This window comes from Streptomyces sp. NBC_00513 (assembly GCF_041431415.1).
Classification (GTDB): domain Bacteria; phylum Actinomycetota; class Actinomycetes; order Streptomycetales; family Streptomycetaceae; genus Streptomyces.
In genome coordinates this window covers 2235857-2256112 of record NZ_CP107845.1, presented here as the reverse complement: position 1 = coordinate 2256112, position 20256 = coordinate 2235857, and the positions used below count along the sequence as shown (strand labels likewise).

Annotated in this window: 19 protein-coding genes; 9 read left to right on the top strand and 10 right to left on the bottom strand. The window is 72.6% G+C overall.

The genetic code is table 11. The annotated features are described in order from the left end of the window. The first annotated feature begins 17 nt into the window (after positions 1-17). Complete coding sequence (locus OHA84_RS10660) at positions 18-758, top strand: chaplin (protein ID WP_053681547.1); 741 nt, start codon at positions 18-20, stop codon at positions 756-758. Here OHA84_RS10660 and OHA84_RS10655 read toward each other — a convergent pair. After that, positions 755-1435, bottom strand: a complete 681-nt coding sequence (locus OHA84_RS10655) for a DUF2293 domain-containing protein (protein WP_053681549.1) — start codon at positions 1433-1435, stop codon at positions 755-757. The genes OHA84_RS10660 and OHA84_RS10655 overlap by 4 nt on opposite strands. Before the next feature lie 139 nt (positions 1436-1574). On the opposite strand from OHA84_RS10655, the gene OHA84_RS10650 reads away from it, so the two are divergent. Continuing rightward, positions 1575-1943 (top strand): cupin domain-containing protein, encoded by a 369-nt coding sequence (locus OHA84_RS10650; RefSeq protein WP_053681551.1) that lies wholly within the window; start codon positions 1575-1577, stop codon positions 1941-1943. Positions 1944-1988: 45 nt separating this feature from the next. On the opposite strand, the gene OHA84_RS10645 is transcribed toward OHA84_RS10650, so the two are convergent. After that, a complete protein-coding gene (locus tag OHA84_RS10645; protein ID WP_053681553.1) occupies positions 1989-3434 on the bottom strand; it encodes a WGR domain-containing protein in 1446 nt (481 codons plus the stop codon). Positions 3435-3527: 93 nt separating this feature from the next. On the opposite strand from OHA84_RS10645, the gene OHA84_RS10640 reads away from it, so the two are divergent. Both OHA84_RS10640 and OHA84_RS10635 read left to right on the top strand, forming a co-directional pair. Continuing rightward, the gene (locus OHA84_RS10640; protein WP_053681555.1) at positions 3528-4172 is read left to right on the top strand and encodes a uridine kinase; all 645 of its coding nucleotides are present in this window, start codon (positions 3528-3530) and stop codon (positions 4170-4172) included. A 167-nt stretch (positions 4173-4339) separates the two neighbouring features. Then, positions 4340-5002 (top strand): hypothetical protein, encoded by a 663-nt coding sequence (locus tag OHA84_RS10635; protein ID WP_234350207.1) that lies wholly within the window; start codon positions 4340-4342, stop codon positions 5000-5002. 81 nt (positions 5003-5083) lie between these two features. Here the strand turns inward: OHA84_RS10635 and OHA84_RS10630 are convergent, their stop codons facing one another. Continuing rightward, positions 5084-6112 (bottom strand): carbohydrate kinase family protein, encoded by a 1029-nt coding sequence (locus OHA84_RS10630; protein ID WP_078999298.1) that lies wholly within the window; start codon positions 6110-6112, stop codon positions 5084-5086. Next, a complete protein-coding gene (locus OHA84_RS10625; protein ID WP_053681557.1) occupies positions 6109-7083 on the bottom strand; it encodes a pseudouridine-5'-phosphate glycosidase in 975 nt (324 codons plus the stop codon). Before OHA84_RS10625 ends, OHA84_RS10630 begins: the two co-directional genes overlap by 4 nt. Before the next feature lie 296 nt (positions 7084-7379). Between OHA84_RS10625 and OHA84_RS10620 the strand changes: the two genes are divergently transcribed. Continuing rightward, positions 7380-7757, top strand: coding sequence for a cupin domain-containing protein (locus OHA84_RS10620; protein ID WP_053681560.1), 378 nt, complete (start codon positions 7380-7382; stop codon positions 7755-7757). Positions 7758-7823: 66 nt separating this feature from the next. On the opposite strand, the gene OHA84_RS10615 is transcribed toward OHA84_RS10620, so the two are convergent. From OHA84_RS10615 to OHA84_RS10605, 3 genes are all read right to left on the bottom strand, one after another. Then, positions 7824-9131 (bottom strand): MFS transporter, encoded by a 1308-nt coding sequence (locus OHA84_RS10615; RefSeq protein ID WP_371591585.1) that lies wholly within the window; start codon positions 9129-9131, stop codon positions 7824-7826. A 232-nt stretch (positions 9132-9363) separates the two neighbouring features. Beyond that, entirely contained in the window at positions 9364-9927 is a 564-nt protein-coding gene (locus tag OHA84_RS10610) for a methylated-DNA--[protein]-cysteine S-methyltransferase (protein WP_053681562.1), read from the bottom strand. Between the two features lie 61 nt (positions 9928-9988). Next, positions 9989-10897 carry a glycerophosphodiester phosphodiesterase family protein gene (locus tag OHA84_RS10605; RefSeq protein ID WP_053681564.1) on the bottom strand — a complete coding sequence of 303 codons (909 nt, stop codon included), beginning with the start codon at positions 10895-10897 and terminating at the stop codon, positions 9989-9991. Between the two features lie 223 nt (positions 10898-11120). Between OHA84_RS10605 and uvrB the strand changes: the two genes are divergently transcribed. From uvrB to OHA84_RS10585, 4 genes are all read left to right on the top strand, one after another. Continuing rightward, a complete protein-coding gene (uvrB, locus tag OHA84_RS10600; protein WP_266972017.1) occupies positions 11121-13268 on the top strand; it encodes an excinuclease ABC subunit UvrB in 2148 nt (715 codons plus the stop codon). 90 nt (positions 13269-13358) lie between these two features. Beyond that, positions 13359-13937, top strand: coding sequence for a TerD family protein (locus OHA84_RS10595; protein WP_053681568.1), 579 nt, complete (start codon positions 13359-13361; stop codon positions 13935-13937). 50 nt (positions 13938-13987) lie between these two features. Beyond that, positions 13988-15955 (top strand): TerD family protein, encoded by a 1968-nt coding sequence (locus OHA84_RS10590; RefSeq protein ID WP_266950903.1) that lies wholly within the window; start codon positions 13988-13990, stop codon positions 15953-15955. A gap of 275 nt (positions 15956-16230) precedes the next feature. Then, entirely contained in the window at positions 16231-17217 is a 987-nt protein-coding gene (locus OHA84_RS10585; protein WP_053681572.1) for a TerC/Alx family metal homeostasis membrane protein, read from the top strand. A 28-nt stretch (positions 17218-17245) separates the two neighbouring features. Here OHA84_RS10585 and OHA84_RS10580 read toward each other — a convergent pair whose 3' ends face one another. The 3 genes from OHA84_RS10580 to OHA84_RS10570 form a co-directional block, all read right to left on the bottom strand. Next, positions 17246-18565 (bottom strand): MFS transporter, encoded by a 1320-nt coding sequence (locus tag OHA84_RS10580; RefSeq protein WP_053681574.1) that lies wholly within the window; start codon positions 18563-18565, stop codon positions 17246-17248. Positions 18566-18791: 226 nt separating this feature from the next. Then, complete coding sequence (locus tag OHA84_RS10575; RefSeq protein ID WP_053681576.1) at positions 18792-19448, bottom strand: MBL fold metallo-hydrolase; 657 nt, start codon at positions 19446-19448, stop codon at positions 18792-18794. Between the two features lie 9 nt (positions 19449-19457). Then, positions 19458-20156, bottom strand: a complete 699-nt coding sequence (locus OHA84_RS10570) for a maleylpyruvate isomerase family mycothiol-dependent enzyme (RefSeq protein ID WP_266950909.1) — start codon at positions 20154-20156, stop codon at positions 19458-19460. Positions 20157-20256: the final 100 nt, after the last annotated feature.

The following is a 20256-nucleotide window of genomic DNA, read 5'->3' as shown; positions in this document are numbered from 1 at the left end:
CGGAAGGCGGGAAACTGATGCGTCACAGTCGTCGCAATGGCTTGATCACGGCGGTGGTTGCGGGAGGTGGACTGGCGGTCGCGGGGGTGAGTGGCTTCGCCTACGCCGACGCGGACGCGGGTGGCAGAGCCGAGGGCTCCCCGGGCCTGCTCGCCGGAAACCTGGTGCAACTGCCGGTGAACACACCGGTGAACGTGTGCGGGAACACCGTGAGCGTGGTCGGGCTTCTCAACCCCGCCGCCGGGAACCGCTGCGCGAACACCTCCCAGGGCGGCGGCGCCCGCTCCGGCCCGGGCGCCTCGGGGCAGGGCCACTCCTCGTCCTCCACGAAGGCCGGCACGTCCAACGGCGGCGGAGCGGTGGCCGACGGACAGACGAAGGGTTCCCCCGGACTGCTGTCCGGCAACGGCATCCAGCTCCCCGTGGACCTCCCGCTGAACGTCAGCGGCAACTCCGTGAACGTGGTCGGAATCGGCAACCCCTCCAGCGGCAACACCTCCGTCAACGGCGGGAAGCCCAGCGGTGGCAAGCCGGTCCAGCCGCCCGTCGTCGTCAAGCCCCCGGTCGTCATCCCGCCGGCGCCCGTCACGCAGGTGAAGCCGCCGGCGCCGCAGACCCCGCAGACGCCGCCCCGGCACACCGAAGCCCTCGCCCACACCGGGTCCGACGGCCTCGGCTACCTGATCCCCGGCAGTGGCGCGCTGCTGCTCGGCGGAGCGCTGATGTACCGCCGCTTCCGTACCCAGGGCTCCGTCTAGATCGTCTCGGCCTGGACCGGCTCCCCGGACGCCGCCCGCCAGCCGTCCAGGATCGCGTCGATCCGCTCCGCCAGCCGGGCCCGGGCGGCGAACCGCGGCACTCCCGCCATGAGCAGGGCGTCGTACTCGGTGTCGAGGTGCCGTACGGCCGCCCGCACCGCCACGGACACCGCCAGTTCGTCCAGGGCCCGGCCGGCGGCGGTTCGACCCACGCGGCCACTGCCGCGCAGCGAGGCGTGCGTCGCGATGGACCGCGCGCGTTCCTCCGGACAACCGGGGAACAGCCGCCGGATCTCGGCGGTGAAGGCCGCCGTGAAGCGGACGTCCTCGGCCGCGCGGCGCAGCCGGTCGCGGTCCCGGCGGCGGGCCCGCACCTCGGCGTCCGCGAGGCAGGCGCGCTCGGCGCGGGCCAGGGCGGCTTCCTCGACCAACAGGCCCTGGCGTTCGTGGCGATGGCGCCGCTTGTGCCGGCGCACCACGACGGCGGAGAGCGAACTGGCCTCCCGCGCACGCCGGGTCAGCGCCGCGTCGCCGCGCGGCAGGTAGACCAGATGGCCGAGGTCGACGCAGTCCAGGCAGCGGGGCACCCCCGCCTCGCGGACGAGGAGTCGGAGCGGGCCCTGCCGGCACTCGGCGCAGTGGATCCGCTTGTGCGACTCGAACACGACAACACTCATGACGGAGTGATACCGCGCCGCGGTCCTCCTATCACCTTGTCGGGCTGGGTTGTTGTCCTTTCATCGGTTCTTCCCCGACGTCATGATCTCCTCCTACCGTGAGGCGGCCGGGCCGCGATGGCCCCGTGGAGGAGGATCGATGGGTGGGCGGCAGGCGACGGCGCGACGGCCGAGGGCGAGCGGCGGATCGGACCTCACGGGCCGGGAGATCGTGATCGAGTCGGGGCAGTGCACGGGATGGCACTATCACGACGTGCCGCTGATGGTGGTGGTCACCTCCGGAACGCTGACCCGGATCCTGGACGACGGATCCGTCGAGACGCACCCGGCGGGGGCCACCTTCGTCGAGCCCCCGGGCAGTGACCACGTCCACCTCGGCCGCAACCCGGGCAGCGAACCGGTCGTGCTCCACGTGACCTGTGCCCTTGCCGAGGAAGCCCGTTGGTCGGTGGCCACGCCCGCCCCGTCCGGTGCCAGGCCGTGCCCGTGCCCGGGGCACGCCCGATGACTCCGTGGCACCGGCCGGTCGAGTGCGGCGCACCCCACGGCAGGCTCAGACCAGTCGGCGTATCTCCCCGCGCACCCGGTAGAAACCGCCGGACGCCGCATGCAACCCCTCCACCACGTAGCGGGCGCCGGCCTCCCGGATCCCGCGCGGGAACTGCACGTTCCAGCCGGACTCGAAGCCGTCGGACACCACCTGCACCCGCGTCCGCCCGCCCTGCTGGACGCACTCCACCACCACACCGCCCGCCGGCGCCGCGGCCACCGAGATCGTCGCCACCGCCGAGGCGGACGCGGCCGGGGTGAACACGGGCAGCGCGGCGGCCGACTTGACATCCACCGCCATCGGCACCGAACCCTGCTGCGCGGCCGTGATGGCCTGCTCGCTCGCGTCCACGCACACCAGCGAACCGTCCGTGGTGACCAGGTACAGCCGCCCGTCGAGGTACTGCATGGACAGCGCCGACCCACTGCCCGTGCCCAGCTTCCACAGCCGCCGGCCGTCCGCGTCGAAGCAGTACACGGAGGAGGAGAGGTCACCCGCGAACACGTGCCGCCCGTCCGGCGAGGTCGCACACGAGTACACCGCCGCGTCACACCGGTACGAGGCCTCCACCGCGCCCGTCGCCTTCGACAGCCGCTGCACCGTGTTGCGCCCGGTACCCGCGTACACGGCGTCGTCCTCCTGCCAGCCGAACAGCACCGAACCGTCGGTCGCCGTGTGCCACAACTCCCGCCCGCCGTCCGGGGCGTAGGCCGTCACGCCCTTGCTGTGGCCGTGGTACACCGCCCGCTCGTCGGCCCGCACCATCCAGGCGTTGGACCCCGACGAGCGCCGCGACCACTGGAACTCGTCCTCGTGGTCGATGACGGTCAGGCCGCCGCTGCGGTCGGACACGTTCAGCACGCCCTCGCGGATGTCGAGCCAGAAGATGTCCACGTCCGCGGCGATGTCGTACGCCCCGAACGGCACCTTCGACGAAAGGTCGTACACCGTGCCGTCGTCACAGCCCGCGTAGATCCAGAACTCGTCCGCCACCAGGCACTTCACCCCGTCCGGCAGCGAGTACCGGGCCAGCACCTCGCCGCCGTGGCTCAGCGTGTAGACGTCTCCCGACTGGTTGCCGACCCAGCAGCGGTCCTCGTCCACGTGGATCCCGAACGCCGAGGAGCCCGTGCGGAAACGCCACAGCACCGGAGCCACCGCGCGCGCCGTCGACGGGGCCGAGGTCACCTGCCTGCGGGTCACCGACCGCGCCGCGCGGGCACCGCGAACCGCCGGGGCGTAGCCCTTGCGGACCTTCTCCCCGATCTTCTTCGCGGCCGCCGCGCGGGCCTTCTCCACCGTCGGGAAGGAGGAGTTCTGCACCTGGCCGTCCGCGCCGATGCGCCCGTACCGCACGGTGACGGCCGTGCCGTCCACCGTCACCTCGTAGAACTTGTGCGCCCCGCCGTCGTCCTGCGACAGCTCCATGTACGTCGTCTCGCCGGCCATGACAGACCCCTCCCCGCGGTCGGGCCGACGACTCCGTTTCGCGCCGGTGATCCCTCGTGGAAAAAGTTAGGACCCGCCACTGACAATGGGCTCGTGCAGCTGGAAGCGATCACATGGCAGCGGATGGCCGAGCGGCTCGCCGGGCGTCTGGAGGACCGGTCCGAGGGGCCCGGCGGGGGGCCCTGGCAGCGGGTGGGCATCGACGGCGCGCCCGCCGCCGGAACGGACGTGCTCGCGGACCGGCTCGCCGAGGAACTGCGCGGTCGGGGCAGGCCCGTGATGACGGTCCCGGCCGACGGGTTCCTGCGGCCGGCCTCCCTCCGCTTCGAGTTCGGCCGGCAGGACGTCGACGCGTACCTCGCCGGCTGGTACGACACGGCCGCCCTCTGGCGGGAGGTGTTCGGCCCCACCGACCCCGACGGCAGCGGCCGGGTGCTGCCCGATCTCTGGGACCCGGCGACCGACCGGGCCACCCGCAGCCCCTACGTCGAACTCCCGCCGGGCGGCGTGCTGATCGTGCACGGACCGCTGCTGTTCGGCCACTGGTTCCCCTTCGACCTCGGCGTGCACATCCGCCTCTCCCCGGGAGCCCTCGCCCGCAGGACCGAGGAGTCCGCGCGCTGGACGCTGCCCGCCTTCGCCCGCTACGAGGCCGAGACCGACCCGGTGGGCCTGGCCGACGCGGTCGTCAGGGCCGACGACCCCCGCCACCCGGCCTGGACGGGACTCGCGGACTGACACGCCGAGGCATCCACCGGGTCACGGACGTCCGGGATCGGCAACAGCGCGATTCCCGGTCGGTGACGAACGGGAATCGGCCATCGTCGTGGCCGACAGTCGCGGCTACGTTGTCGCCACGCTTCGACGGCGGCCACCGGGTGGCGCCTTGGCAGAGGGAGACGGCAATGGGTGGACGCGGCGGTACGGTCGAGGGACCGAGACGGTTGCGGGGGTGGACGCTCACGACGCTCGCCCTGTGCGCGGCCCTGACCCTCACCGCCTGCAACGGCGAGGACGGCGGCACCGACGCCGCGGGCACGCCCTCCGGAGCGAGCCCCGCCGGCCCGAGCACCTCCCCGGCCGGGGCCGCGCCCCCGGCCGGAACCCAGACCCCGCCCGCCGGCGCCGGACCGTCGGCGTCCGCCGTTTCCGCGAAGCCGACCGCCCCGGCCACCGCCAAGGCGACCCCGGCGGGCAAGCCCAAGTCGCCCGCGCCCACCTGCGACCACAAGATGCCGATCTCGCCCGACGAGATCGCCGTCAACCGGTACACGCCCGAGGGCGGCTTCCACAGCCTGATCGTCAAGCACGGCAACTGGGGGTGCGGTACCCCCGACTCCGACGGCGCCCCCTTCGAGACGGTCGGCAAGGAGACGTTCATCCCGATCCGGGACGACGCGAAGATCACGGCCGTCACTCCGATCGTCGAGAGCACGGAGAACGAACCGATCACCCTCGACGCCCTCATCGAGTGGCTGGTCGCCCACCCGAACCAGGGCCTGGTGTTCCGCTACCACCTCGGCGGCAAGGGCGGGATCGACACCCTGGACCAGGTGTTCACCCCGTGAACCCGCCCCCGGGGCGGCCCTGATCGACCCGCCCCGGGTCCCGTCGACACCGGGGCGTGTGAGGGGTCGAGGGCGACGGCCCTACGGACGTCCGCCCAGCCGGGTGACCGCCACCGCGGCCGCTCGACACCCCGCGCGGGCCGCCTCCACCGGGGTCGCGCCCGCCAGCCGGGCCGCCAGGAAGCCGCCGGTGAAGGCGTCCCCCGCACCCGTGGAATCGACCGCCTCGACGGCTTCGGCGTCGACCTCGGCCGTGATGCGCCCACCCTCGGCGATCAGCGCCCCGGCCGCGCCCCGGGTGACCACCACCAGCGGCACCCGGCGGCTCAGTGCCACCGCCGCCCGGGCCACCCCGGCCGGCTCCGGGAGCCCCGCCAGCAGCCTCGCCTCGTCCTCGTTCGGCAGCAGTACGCAGGCGCCCGCCACCGCCGCCAGGAAGCGCTCCGGGCCCAGCGTGGCCAGGAACCCCGCCGAGGCCGGGTCCACGCTCACCGGCACCCCCCGGGTCCGGGCCGCCCTCAACGCCACCCTCGCCAACTCCCTGCTGCTGTCCGCGAAGAACAGGTACCCCGACAGGTGCAGGTGCGCGGCCCCGTCCAGCAGGGCCGGCGCCCAGTCGGCCGGGCACAGCCGCAGGGACGCCCCGCTGTCCGTCAGGAAGGTCCGCTCCGCGTCCTTGCCGACCAGCGCCACCACCGTCCCGGTCGGTTCCCCCCGGTCGACGACCAGTTTGGGGCGGACCCCCGCGTCGACCAGCGCCCGTTCGTGCCACCGCGCCGCCTCGGCGCCCACCCGCGCCAGGATCCGTACCTCCGGGGCGCCCTCGTGCGCCGCCCAGCAGGCGGCGTTACCGCCCGCCCCGCCCGGCAGGGTACGGATCCGGGCGACCGTGTCGGTGGCCGGCGCGAGCGGCTCCGTGTGCACCGCGACCACGTCCGTGACCACGTCCCCGACGACCAGCAGCGCGCCCGGCGCCCCGCCCGCCCCGCTCGCGGCCGCTCCCCGCGGGGCCGTCCCCGTCGCACCCGTTCCCGTCCCCTCGTCCGTCGAGTCCGTCACCGTCGCGTCCGTCGCCGTCGAGTCCGCGCCGGTCACCCCCCGCCCGGTCATGCGCGGGCCGCCCAGGCCCCCGCGATCCGGGCCCCGAGCCGGACGTTGCCCCGCACCGCCGCCAGGTTCGCCTCCAACGACGCGCCGCCGGTGGCCCGTACCAGGAACCCCAGGAGGAACGGGGTCACCGCCTGCCCCGTGATGCCCCGCTCCCGGCACGCGTCGAGGGCCTCCGCCAGCACCCGGTCGTGCAGCTCCGGATCCAGCTGCTCCGCCTCCGCCACCGGATGGGCCACCAGCAGCGCGGACTCCGGTCCTCCGAGTGCGTCCTGAGCCGCCATCACCGCCGCCACCTCCTCGGGACGGTGCACGGTCCAGTCCACCGGCTCGCCGGAACTGGACAGGTAGAACCCGGGGAAGCGGTCCGTCCCGTACCCGAGCACCCCGACGCCCAGGGTCTCCAGCCGTTGCAGCGTGGCGGGCACGTCCAGGATCGACTTCACCCCCGCGCAGACCACCGTGATCCGGGTGCGCGCGAGCAGCGACAGGTCCGCCGACTCGTCCTGGGTGTGGGCGAACTCCCGGTGCACCCCGCCCAGCCCGCCCGTGGCGAAGACGCGCAGCCCGGCCCGAGCCGCCAGGAAGGCGGTCGCGGAGACCGTCGTCGCCCCGGTCGCCCCCGTCGCGAGGGCGGGCGCCAGATCCCGGTGGCCGAGCTTGCGCACGTCCTCGCCGCCCGCGATCCGCTCCAGTTGCCCCTTGTCGAGGCCCGCGTACGCCACTCCGTCCACCACGGCGATCGTCGCCGGAACCGCCCCCTCGGAGCGGACCAGGGCCTCCAGTTCGGCGCCCACCACTAGATTGCGGGGGCGCGGCAGGCCGTGCGCGATGATCGTCGACTCCAGGGCGACGACGGGCCTCCCGGCGGCCAGCGCCTCGCGTACCTCCTCTGAAAGGACCGGTACCGAGGAGAGCGCCGAGGCCGGGACGGCGGACGCGGATGTGGGCGCGGATGCTCTGTGCTGTGGCATGCACCCATCCATGGCACCGGATTCGCGCCCCCAAACGCGCTCCCGTCACTCCCGCGCCAACCTGTCCGAGTACCGCGCCCCGCGCGCCGCCCGCCCCACCCTTGAACGCGCCCGCGCGGCACGACGCCCGCCATCCGGACACGCACCGCGGCGACAGAGGTGCGCACCCGCCGTCCTGGCCGAAACCCGGCGGACACCGACCCCGGCGGGGTGGACAGGATGCCTCGTCCGGCGCGTCCGCGCTGGACGCTCTGGTCGCCCCGACGCGGGGGACCACCCGATTAGGCTGACGGGCCATGAGCACCCCTGATCACAGCGCGGCCCCCGCCTCCTTCGCCGTCTCCGTGACGGACTTCCCCGACGCCGAACTGGAGGTGGAGGAGCTCGACCCGGCCCAGATCGTCTCCGGCACGCCCGTCGTCACGGGCAAGGTGCTGTGGGAGGCCGAGGACGGCTCGCGGATCCGGGGCATCTGGCAGATCACCCCCGGCGTGGTCACGGACACCGAGGCCGACGAACTGTTCGTGGTGGTCGCCGGCCGCGCCACCATCGAGGTCGAGGGCGGCGACACGCTGGAGGTGGGCCCCGGCTCCGCCTGCGTGCTCAGGGAGGGCGACAAGACCACCTGGACCGTCCACGAGACGCTGCGCAAGGCCTACCACATCAACTACTAGGCGGCACCGCTCCCCGCCGACGAGGCAGCCGGACCCGCGGCCCCGGCAGGATCCGAAAGAGACGGCCTACGCGCCCGCGTCCGCCTTCGCGGGGGCCGGGTGCCGGCGCGCCGTGAAGAGGGCCAGGGCCGCCATCGGCAGCAGCAGCGCGGCGCCGATCGCGTTGAGCCACCCGTATCCCGCCCGGGCCATGACCAGGCCGGCCGCGGCCCCGCCCAGACCGGCGGCCGCGTTCATCGTGAGGTCGCTCAGTCCCTGGACGGCGGCCCGCGCGGCCTGCGGTACGGAATCGGTCAGCAGGGCCGAGCCCGAGACCATTCCCGCGGACCAGCCGAGACCGAGCAGGAACAGGCCGAGGGCGGACTGCGCGTGGCTCGGGCCGGCGGTACCGGCGAGCAGCGCGGCGACCGACAGCAGACCGGCCGCGAGCCCGATCACGGACAGCCGGCCGATCCGGTCGGCGAGCCATCCCATGACGGGGGAGAAGGCGAACATGCCGGCGATGTGACCGCTGATCACCAGTCCGACGAGCTTCAGGTCGGCGCCGTGGTGACCGAGGTCCACCGGGGTCATGACCATGATCGAGACCATGGTGGTGTGCGACACCGCGACGGTCAGCAGGGCGAGCCTGGCACGCGGCGACTCCCGGACGGCCGTGAAACCGGCGCGCAGCGAGCGCCCGGCCCGGGTCTGCTCCCCGGGCGCGGCCAGCGCCCGGGCCGTCAGCAGCGGATCGGGTCGCAGGAGGACGCCGATCAGGGTGCCGGTGAGGACGAAGACGGCGCCGGCCCACACGAAGGGGCCCGCCGTCTCGGGTATGGAGGTCCCGGCGAAGCTGTGGCCGGCCGGTGCGGAGAGGTTCGGGCCGAGCACCGCGCCGATGGTGGACGCCCACACGACCACGGAGATCGCCCGCGCGCGGCGGTCGGGCGCCGCGAGGTCGGCGGCGGCGAACCGGGCCTGGAGGTTGGCGGAGGACGCGGCGCCGAAGGCGGCCATGCCCACCAGCAGGAGCGGGAAGTTCCCGATCGTGGCGGCCAGTACGACCAGGGCCGCGCCGGCGGCTCCGATCGCGTACGCCAGGACCAGACCCGGACGGCGCCCGCGCGCGGTCATCAGGGCGGCGAGCGGCAGCGAGAGCAGCGCGGTGCCGATCACGGAGGCGGTGGACGCGAATCCCGACATGGCCTCGGTGCCGCTGACCTCGGTGGCGAGGACCGGGGCCAGGGCGATGCTGATGGGCACGCCCAGCCCGCCCAGCATCTGAGCGGCGATCAGCACGGCGGACGTGCGCCGCTGCAACCGGGGGAGGTCCGTCGCCGCGACCGAGGGCGCGGTGCGTTCGGTACCGGGGGAGGCCGTCACCGCCCACACCCCCTCGACGGCCGCGGCGGGCGGGCGGAGGGCGGGGAGCCGGGTGCGGCGGCGGGAGTGTTCACCGCGGCAGTGTGCCACCCCGTACCGCGAGGTGGAACCGGGTATCCGGGCCCTCGGGACGATGCGCGGTCACGCGCCCCGTGTGCACCCGCGCGCGCCCGTGACGCCGCGCCGGGTCTCGCCGGGTCGCGCCGGGCCCGGGCGTCGGAACAGCGGCGGAGGCACGCCGTCAGAACAGCGGCTGCGGAAGCACGCCCTCCAGCGCGAGCAGCAGGCGCTTGGTCTCCACCCCGCCGCCGAACCCGCCGATCCCGCCGTCGTTCTCCACCACCCGGTGACAGGCCACCACCAGCGGCAGGGGGTTCGAGCCCATGGCGTTGCCCACGGCCTGGGCCGCGCCCGGCTGCCCGACCCGCGCGGCGAGTTCCCCGTACCCGACGACCGACCCGTAGGGCACCGAGCGGTCCAGCTCCAGGAGCACCTGGCGGTTGAAGCCGGAGCTCAGCCGCCAGTCCAGCGGCAGCTCGAAGCGCCGCAGCGAACCGGCGAAGTAGGCGTTCAGCTGGCGTACGGGCTCGGCGAGGAGGACCTCCTCGCCCGGCGCGGGCCGCCAGGCGTCGGCGCCGAGCCGGGAGACCAACGAGCCGATCATCCTCTCGACGCGGTCCGGTCCGGCGTGGAACTCGACGCGGACCAGCCCCTCGGGGGTCGCCGCCAGGAGCAGGGGGCCGATGTCGCCGGTGACGACCGTCCATTCGAGGTGCGGCCCGCGGGGCCGCTCGGAGCTGTCCACCCGTCCACGGTACGGCGCCCCGCGGACAACGACGACGGGTTCGCCGCGGCCGGGGCGGGGCTCAGTACCAGCCCACCGCCCTGCGCACGACGTCGGGCGTGTTGGTGATGATCCCGTCCACGCCCATCTCCTGGACCTTTCGCGCCGTGGCCGCGTTGTCCACGGTCCAGGTGTCCACCTCCATGGCCTTGCCGTGGGGGCCGCGCAGGGCGTGCACGGCCGCCACCCAGTCCGCCGAGAGGGTGGTGTGCCAGGGGTTGATCCGGTCGGTGAAGGCGGCGTATCGCGGCAGCTCGGCCACGGTGGGCGTGCCCAGGAAGGCCGTCACGAGGTCGGGCCGCAGATCGTGCACGATCCGGATGGAGTCGGCGCTGAAGCTCTGCACCACCAGCCGCCGCTCCACGCGGTTCCTGTCGAGCCAGCCGGTGGCGTCCAGCAGGTTCAGGGTCTCCCGCTCGATCCCGGGGTAGATCTCCGGCCTCTTGATCTCCAGCAGCAGTTTCTGCTGGTTGCGCCGCACCCGCGCGAGGTACTCCCGCAGGGTCGGCACCGTGGCACCCGCGTACTGCTCGTCCTTGCCGAACCAGCTGCCCGCGTCCAGCAGGGCGATCTCGTCCGCGGTGAAGTCCTTGACCAGCCAGGGCTTGCGGTCGGGGAACACCTGCTCGACGTCGGTGGTGCGGGCCAGGTTGTCGTCGTGGATCACGACCAGGACGCCGTCCCTCGTGCGCTGGACGTCGTTCTCGACCCAGTCGATGCCCATCCGCATCGCGAGGTCGATCGAGGCCAGCGTGTTCTCCGGGGCGTACGCCGAAGCCCCCCGGTGGGCGTAGACCACCGGGGGGGAGGACGCGGCCGAGCCGGACCCCGAGGCGGGACCGGACGCGGTGGCCGAGGTGGCCGTGCCCAGCACGGAGAGGGCGAGGCCCAGGACTGCGGCGGCCACGGCTGCTGGTCGGACGACGTACATGTGCGTTCTCCTCGGGTCGTGAGCCCTGCTCCCTGCCTCAAACGGGCGCGGAGCGGCAGACGTTGCGGCGATGCACTTCACGGAGTTTCGCGATCATCATGGGGTTGAAGATCACGGGGCCGCCACCGAACTACGACAAACGGACCAGAATGGAGCAGACCCGCCGGACCCCCGGAAGCCCGTGGCGGACGTGCGTGTCAGTGGGGGGTCGTACGGTTGAGGCATGCGGCCCGTATCGAAGATCGAACGCACGGTGGCGCCTTTCGAGGTCGTCAGCCCCTACCAGCCCAGCGGCGACCAGCCGGCGGCCATCGCCGCGCTGGAAAAGCGCATCCGTGCAGGTGAGAAGGACGTCGTACTGCTGGGTGCGACCGGCACCGGCAAATCGGCGACCACTGCCTGGATGATCGAGAAGCTCCAGCGGCCGACGCTGGTGATGGCGCCGAACAAAACGCTCGCCGCCCAGCTGGCGAACGAGTTCCGCGAGCTCCTGCCGAACAACGCCGTCGAGTACTTCGTCTCGTACTACGACTACTACCAGCCCGAGGCGTACGTACCCCAGTCGGACACCTACATCGAGAAGGACTCCTCGATCAACGAGGAGGTGGAGCGACTGCGCCACTCCGCGACCAACTCGCTGCTGACCCGGCGCGACGTCATCGTCGTCGCCTCCGTGTCCTGCATCTACGGCCTCGGCACCCCGCAGGAGTACGTGGACCGGATGGTCTCGCTGAAGGTCGGCGAGGAGTTCGACCGGGACCAGCTGCTGCGCCGGTTCGTCGACATCCAGTACACGCGCAACGACGTGGCCTTCACCCGCGGCACCTTCCGGGTGCGCGGCGACACCATCGAGATCTTCCCGGTCTACGAGGAACTGGCCGTCCGCATCGAGATGTTCGGCGACGAGATCGAGGCGCTGTCCACCCTGCACCCGCTGACCGGCGAGGTCATCAGCGAGGACCGCGAGCTGTACGTCTTCCCCGCCAGCCATTACGTCGCCGGCCCCGAGCGCATGGAGAAGGCGGTCGCCGGCATCGAGGCCGAGCTGACCGACCGGCTGGCCGAGCTGGAGAAGCAGGGCAAGATGCTGGAGGCCCAGCGGCTGCGCATGCGCACCACCTACGACCTGGAGATGATGCGCCAGATCGGGTCCTGCTCCGGCATCGAGAACTACTCGCTGCACATGGACGACCGCGAGCGCGGCTCCGCCCCGAACACCCTCATCGACTACTTCCCCGAGGACTTCCTGCTCGTCATCGACGAGTCGCACGTCACGGTGCCGCAGATCGGCGCGATGTACGAGGGCGACGCCTCCCGCAAGCGCACCCTGGTCGACCACGGCTTCCGGCTGCCGTCCGCCCTGGACAACCGGCCGCTGAAGTGGGAGGAGTTCCAGGAGCGGATCGGCCAGACGGTCTACCTGTCCGCCACCCCCGGCAAGTACGAGCTCTCCCGCGGCGACGGCTTCGTCGAGCAGATCATCCGCCCCACCGGCCTCATCGACCCCGAGGTCGTCGTCAAGCCCACCGAGGGCCAGATCGACGACCTGGTGCACGAGATCCGGCAGCGGGTCGAGAAGGACGAACGCGTCCTGGTCACGACCCTCACCAAGAAGATGTCCGAGGACCTCACGGACTACTTCCTGGAGCTCGGCATCCAGGTCCGCTACCTGCACAGCGACGTGGACACCCTGCGCCGCATCGAGCTGCTGCGCGAGCTGCGCGCCGGCGAGTACGACGTCCTGGTCGGCATCAACCTGCTGCGCGAGGGCCTCGACCTTCCCGAGGTCTCGCTGGTGGCCATCCTCGACGCGGACAAGGAGGGCTTCCTGCGCTCCGGGACCTCCCTGATCCAGACCATCGGCCGCGCGGCGCGCAACGTCTCCGGCCAGGTCCACATGTACGCGGACAAGATGACGCCGGCCATGGAGAAGGCCATCGACGAGACGAACCGTCGCCGCGAGAAGCAGATCGCCTACAACACGGCGAACGGGATCGACCCGCAGCCGCTCCGCAAGAAGATCAACGACATCGTCGCCACGATCGCCCGCGAGGAGCTGGACACCGAGGAACTGCTCGGGACCGGCTACCGGCAGGCGAAGGAGGGCAAGGGCGCCAAGGCCCCGGTGCCCGCGCTCGGCGGCAAGGCCGCCGGGGGCAAGGCGGGTGGAAAGGGAGCGAAGGGGGACAAGGCCGCCGGCACCCCCACGGACCGTCCCGCCGCCGAACTGGCCGCGCTGATCGAGCAGATGACCGAACGGATGCGGGGCGCGGCGGCGGAGCTCCAGTTCGAGGTCGCGGCCCGGATCCGCGACGAGGTGGGCGAGCTGAAGAAGGAGCTTCGACAGATGAGGGAAGCGGGCCTCGCCTGACGTGGGGGCTGTCAGTAGGGTTGGGCACCAGCCGCAGGTACACGCTGCGACCCGCCGACAACGGGGCGGGCCATGGAGAGGGGACATCACGTGACGGTCAACATGACCAAGGGTCAGGCCATCAGTCTGCAGAAGGCGGACGGAGGCACGCTGACCGCGGTCCGGATGGGGCTCGGCTGGCAGGCGGCGAAGCGTCGGGGGCTGTTCGGGTCGCGGACCCGGGAGATCGACCTCGACGCGTCGGCGGTGCTGTTCGCCGACAAGCAGCCGGTGGACGTCGTGTTCTTCCGGCACCTGCAGAGCGACGACGGCTCGGTCCGCCACACCGGTGACAACCTCGTCGGCGGCGTCGGCCAGGGCGGGGACGACGAGGCGATCCTCGTCGACCTCCAGCGCGTGCCGGTGCACATCGACCAGATCGTCTTCACGGTGAACTCCTTCACCGGGCAGACGTTCCAGGAGGTGCAGAACGCCTTCTGCCGCATCGTCGACGAGACCAACGGCCAGGAACTGGCCCGCTACACCCTCGACGGCGGCGGCGCGTACACCGCGCAGATCATGGCGAAGGTGTCCCGCGTGGGCGCCGGCTGGCAGATGACGGCCCTCGGAAACCCGGCCAACGGCCGGACCTTCCAGGACCTGATGCCGTCGATCCTGCCGCACCTGTAAGCAGCACCGGACAAGAGCAAAGAGAAGAAGGCACGGGGGAGGGCTGCACGATGACGGCCGAACTGGTCCGGGGGCAGAACCACCCCCTGTCCGAGAGCAGGGTGGAGATCAGGGTCTCGGCGGGCACGCCGGTACTGGCCCTGGTCTCGACCGGTGACGACGAGGGCCGGTTGGCCGGACCCGCGTCGCTGGCCCACCCCGGCGCCCGGGCACTGCCGGGCCTGGAGGTGCCGGACACGGTCGCCGGCGGGCACCGCTTCACCGTCGACCTCGACGCCGTCGGCGAAGCCGTCCACCGGCTCCGGGTGCTGCTCGTGCTGCCGCCCGGCGGCCCGGCGCGCTTCGGCGCGGTGCCGGCCTCGTACGTCGCCGTCGCCGAACCGCAGGGCGCCGAACTCGCCGGGTACACCCTGACCGGCCTGGAGTCCGAGACCGCCGTGGTGGCCCTGGAGCTGTACCGGCGCCAGGGCGCCTGGAAGGTCCGGGCCGTGGGCCAGGGGTACGCCGGTGGGCTGAGCGCCCTCCTGGTCGACGCCGGACTGCCCGCACCGGCCGCCGCCGAGCTGGCCGCCACCGCCACGGGGCTCGTGGCCTCGGGCGACATCACCCTCGCGGTCATGCCGGCCGGGCCCGCCCCCACCGTCCCCCGCGGCCTGCGGGCCCCGCTGGACGCGCCGCCCCCGACCACGACCCCGCAGGCCCCCGAGCCGCCGGACCCGATCCCGGTCTCCGACGTGCCCCTCGCGACCGGCGCCGGTTCGGCCGGCGACACCGCGGGCGGCCCGCCGACCATCAGCTACGCCCACCCGCGCCGCCGCCGGACCAGCACCGAGGCGCCCGAACCGGCGCCGCGGGCCGCCGAACCGGACGAGCCGGGCCGACCGCCGCGCCCCGTTGCCGGCGACGCCAGTGGCTGGTCCATGGACGAGCGGCTCTACAACCAGGTCTGGGGCATGTTCGAGGACATGGCCCGCACGGTCGCCGCCTACCGCAGCGCCGTCGAGTTCGCCGACTCCCGCATGGACCGGGAGCTCGACGAGGCGCTCTCCGACCCCCGCCACCGCCTCGGCGGCTCCGGCGACGGCGCCCGCGCCACCGCCCGGGCGCGACGCGAGGAGCTCGTGGCCCAGGCCCGCGCCGTGCTCGACCGGGACCTGGCCCAGCTGGTCGCCGAGTCCGAAGTGGTCGAACCCGCGCTGCCGGCCGCGTACGCCCGCTGGGACAACCCCGTCTGGCACGCCCCCGGCACCCCCCAGGAGAACCCGCTCGCGCTGCGCCTGGGCGACCTGTCGCTGCCCGAGCGCCCCGAACTGCGCATCCCGATGCTCATGCGGGTGCCGCTGGAGCGCGGCCTGTGGATCGACAACGGCCGCACCGGCTCCGAGTCCGCCATGGCCATGGACACCGACCGGCTGCGCCGGGCCGCCATGGACATGGCCGTCGCGCACGCCGTCCGGCTGCTCGCCGTCCATCCCGGCGACAAGTACTCCGTACACGTCATCGACGCCGCCGGGGCGGGCGCCGCCTCGCTGGCCCCGCTCGTCCGCGCGGGGGTGCTGGCCGCCCCGCCCGCCTCCGGTGCCACCGGGGTCACCCAGACCCTCGCGCGACTGACCCGGCGGGTGGACCTCGTACAGATGGCGCTGCGGGCCGGCGCCCCCGAGGACCTGCCGCCGGACGTGGACACGGCCGAGCAGCTCCTGATCGTCCACGACTTCCCGCACGGCTTCGACGACCGGTCCGTCACCCAGTTGCGCTACCTCGCCGACGAGGGACCGGCGGTCGGCGTGCACCTGCTGATGGTCGCCGACCGTGACGAGGCCTCCGCCTACGGGCCGCTGCTCGACCCCCTGTGGCGCTCGCTGATGCGACTGTCGCCGGTCCCCGACAACCACCTGGCCGACCCGTGGGTCCATCACGCCTGGACCTTCACCCCGGACCTGCCCCCGCAGGGCAGCCAGGTCCTCGACCAGGCACTGAACCGCATTTCGGAGGTCCGGCGCAGCACCCGTCCGTGAGTCGGGCAGGCAGGTCACGGACCGTTTCATGACGCGTGTGTGACCTGTCACTGACCCTTTCTTGGGACTTCCTTTACCTTTCCCCGGTTCGGCGGGTACTGTGGGGCACGCGGAGGGGAGTATTCCTGCTACCTGCTACGGCGTACCCGTCAATACGGACCGCGATCGGTCCCGGGGCGCCGGCCCGAGGCCTCCAGGCCATCCGGGTGGAAGAGACCTCCGGCAGCGATGACGCTGACGAAGTGCTGAGCCATCCCGCCGGAGGCGTGTAGACAGTGGACGTTTCATTCAACATCTGGCTGCTGACCATTCTTGGTCTGAGCATCCTGATCGGCGCCGATTTCTTCATCGGCCGCAAGCCCCATGACGTATCCATGAAGGAAGCGGGCATCTGGACGGTCGTCTGGATCGCCCTCGCCGGCCTCTTCGGCCTCGGCCTGCTGTTCTTCGGCAACGGCCAGGCGTCCCAGGAGTTCTTCGCCGGCTTCATCACCGAGAAGTCGCTGAGCGTCGACAACCTCTTCGTCTTCGTCCTGATCATGGCGAAGTTCGCGGTGCCCTCCCAGCTCCAGCAGCGCGTCCTGCTGATCGGCGTACTGATCGCCCTGGTGCTCCGCGCGATCTTCATCGCCGCCGGCGCCGCGATCATCACCAACTTCTCGTGGGTCTTCTACATCTTCGGCGCGTTCCTGATCTACACCGCCTGGAAGCTCATCCAGGAGGCGCGCGGGAACGACGAGGAAGAGGAGTTCGAGGAGAACCGCCTCCTGAAGACCATCGAGAAGAAGTTCGGCGTCGCCGACCGCTACCACGGCACGAAGCTCTTCATCCGGAACAACGGCAAGCGCATCATGACCCCGCTGATGGTCGTCATGCTCGCCATCGGCACCACCGACGTGCTGTTCGCCCTGGACTCGATCCCCGCGATCTTCGGCCTCACCCAGGACCCGTACATCGTCTTCACCGCCAACGCCTTCGCCCTGATGGGTCTGCGCCAGCTGTACTTCCTCATCGGCGGCCTGCTCAAGAAGCTGGTCCACCTCAGCTACGGCCTGTCCGTGATCCTCGGCTTCATCGGCATCAAGCTGGTGCTGCACGCCCTGCACGAGTCCGGACTGCACGTCCCGCAGATCTCCATCCCGGTCTCCCTGGGCGTCATCTGCGGCGTGCTGGTGATCACCACCATCACCAGCCTGATCGCCTCGAAGAAGCAGGCGGCGGCCGAGGCCGCCACCGCCGACTCCAAGTCCATCGACGCCTAGGTCCTGTCGGGGTCGGGAGTCCGTCGACTCACACGGGGGCGGCCGCTTCGGCCGCCCCCGTTCGCGTGCCCCCGGCCGCCTTCGAGCCCCGCTCGGCGAGCACCGTCGGGTTCGTCTCCGGCAGCAGCGCGAAGCAGCCCAGGCTGACCAGGGCGATCACGGTCAGGTACACGGCGACCCCCCAGGGCGGGCCCGAACCGTCCGCCAGCGCGGTCGCCACGATCGGGGTCAGCGCCCCACCCAGCACCCCGCCCAGGTTGTACCCGACGGCCGCCCCCGTGCAGCGGATCCGCGGGGCGTACAGCTCGGGCAGGTACGCGCCCACCACGGCGAACATCGTCACCATGCCCAGCAGCGCCACCACACAGCCCAGGGTCATGAGCAGCGGATCCGCCGTGCGCAGCAGCGCGACGAAGGGGAACATCCACACCGCGCAGAGCGCACAACCGGCCAGGCACAGCGGGCGGCGCCCCCACCGGTCACCGCACAGCGCCACCAGCGGGGTCGCCAGGCCCTTCAGGGCGACCGCCGCCATCACACAGGCCAGCATGACCGTGCGGTCCACCCGCAGGTGCTCGGTGGCGTACGCCAGGGACCAGGTGGTGACCGCGTAGAAGACGGCGTAACCGATCGCCAGCGCCCCGCCGGTCAGCAGCAGCAGCCGCCAGTGATCCCGCACCACCTCGCCGAGCGGGCTGCGCGCCCGGCGGCCGGTCTCGGCGAGCGCGCGGAACTGCGGGGTCTCCTCGACCGAGTGCCGCAGCCACAGCCCGGCCAGCGCCGGCACCGCGGCGGCCCAGAACGGGACCCGCCAGCCCCAGGAGGTGAACTGCGCGTCGGTCAGGGTCGCGGACAGGGTCAGCATCAGGCCGTTCGCCAGCAGGAAGCCCACGGCCGGGCCGGCCTGCGGGAAGCTCGCCCACAGCCCGCGCCGGTGCTCGGGGGCGTGCTCGGCCGTCAGCAGCACGGCGCCGCCCCACTCGCCGCCGAGCCCGAGCCCCTGGAGGAAGCGCAGCAGGAGCAGCAGGAGCGGAGCGGCGATGCCGATGGACGCGTACGACGGCACACAGCCGACCAGCACCGTGGCGAGGCCGGTCAGCAGCAGGGAACCCAGCAGGACGGGACGGCGGCCGTACCGGTCGCCGATGTGGCCGAAGACGGCCGAACCGAGGGGGCGGGCCAGGAAGCCGATGCCGAAGGTGCCGAAGGCGGCGAGGGTTCCGGCGAGCGGCGAGAGGGACGGGAAGAACAGCGGGCCGAGCACCAGGGCGGCGGCCGTGCCGTACACGAAAAAGTCGTAGAACTCGATGGCGGTGCCGGCGAGGGAGGCCGAGGCGAGCCGCAGCATCGAGGGAGGTTCCGAGGAGGGGGCGGGGGAGGGGTCTTGTCGCATGGTGCGGGAACTACCCCACCCCACACCCTCGGGACGTGCGTGCGGCCGTCATCGACCGGAAGGAGTTCACCCCTTCCCGGTGTTGACGGGGCTCCGACCGGCCGCCGACCGGCCGCCGGCGGTCGGCGAACCGCCGCCGGAGGCCGGCCGGCATCCGACGCCGGCCGGCCGGTGGTGATCGCTACCAGCCGCGCTCGCGCCATTCGGCCAGGTGCGGCCGCTCGGTGCCGATCGTGGTGTCGTTGCCGTGCCCCGGGTAGACCCAGGCCTCGTCCGGCAGCCGCTCGAAGAGCTTGTGCTCGACGTCGTCGATCAGCTGCGCGAAGGCCTTCGCGTCACCCGAGGTGTTGCCGACGCCGCCCGGGAAGAGACAGTCGCCGGTGAACACGTGCGGGTGCCCGTGCGGGTCGTCGTAGACCAGCGCGATCGAGCCGGGGGTGTGACCGACCAGGTGCCGCGCGGTCAGCTCGACGCGACCCACCCGGATCGTGTCCCCGTCCCGCACCGGCACGTCCGTGGCGACCGGGATGCCCTCGGCGTCGAAGGCGCCCGCGTACGTGCGCGCGCCGGTGGCCTCGACCACCGCCTGGAGCGCGCCCCAGTGGTCACCGTGCCGGTGGGTGGTGACCACGGACGCGATTCCGCCGTCGCCGATCAGCTGCAGGATCGTCTCCGGCTCGGCGGCCGCGTCGATCAGCAGCTGCTCGTCGGTCGCCCGGCAGCGCAGTACGTAGGCGTTGTTGTTCATCGGGCCCACCGCGACCTTGGAAATCATCAGGTCCGAGAGTTCATGCACGTCGGCCGGACCGCCGACCTTCACCGCTCCGCTGTACGTCATGTGTCGATCCTAGAGCGGCGGGAGAGCGGGGAGGGAGCCGCCGTCCACGGTCAGGTGCGCGCCGAGGTCGCCGCGCCCGGCCAGCCAGCCCAGCAGTTCGGCGCCGGTGCCCGACACGGTGACCGGGGCGCCCTCGCCGCCGGCGATGTGCCAGGTGCGGTCGGGGCCGCCGGACCCGAGCACGAGGGTCACCGGCGGGACCTCCTGACGGCCGGACCAGCGGTCGGCCAGGAACTCGATCTCACGGGCGGTGAACCCGTCCGGGAGGTCGGCGAGCCCGTACCCGATGCCGAGGTCGACGTGGTGCAGCTCGACCTCCACGAGACGGCGGAAGGGGATCCGGGCGGCGGAGTCGGTGACGCCGTTGCGCAGCTCCACGGTCCGGGACCAGTCCTGCGGGAGTTCGGTCGCCGCCTCGTACCGGTCCGCGGAATGCCGGAGGTCCTCCAGCTGTTCCACCAGGGGTCGGCCCGCGTCGCGCTCGATGTCCGCGTCCCGCGCGGTGCCGCTCGCGTACATCGGGCGTCCCTCGACGACGTTCACGAGGGCGTCCGCGTTGCGTGCCAGGTGGGCCAGGACGTGGCCGCGGGTCCACCCGGGGAGAAGTGACTCCTCGGCCAGGGCGGCGTTGTCCAGTTTCGCGGCCGCGGTCAGCAACCGATCGGTGGCCTCACGCAGGGATCGCAGGTCGTGCACATGATCAGTCATGGTTCCGAGCCTAGTGCGGACAAGGCCTCCGCCACACGATCGGGTGAACAGGTCTTGCGCGTGCCGTAAATCGAATGTGCGTGCTATACGCTCGGAAGTC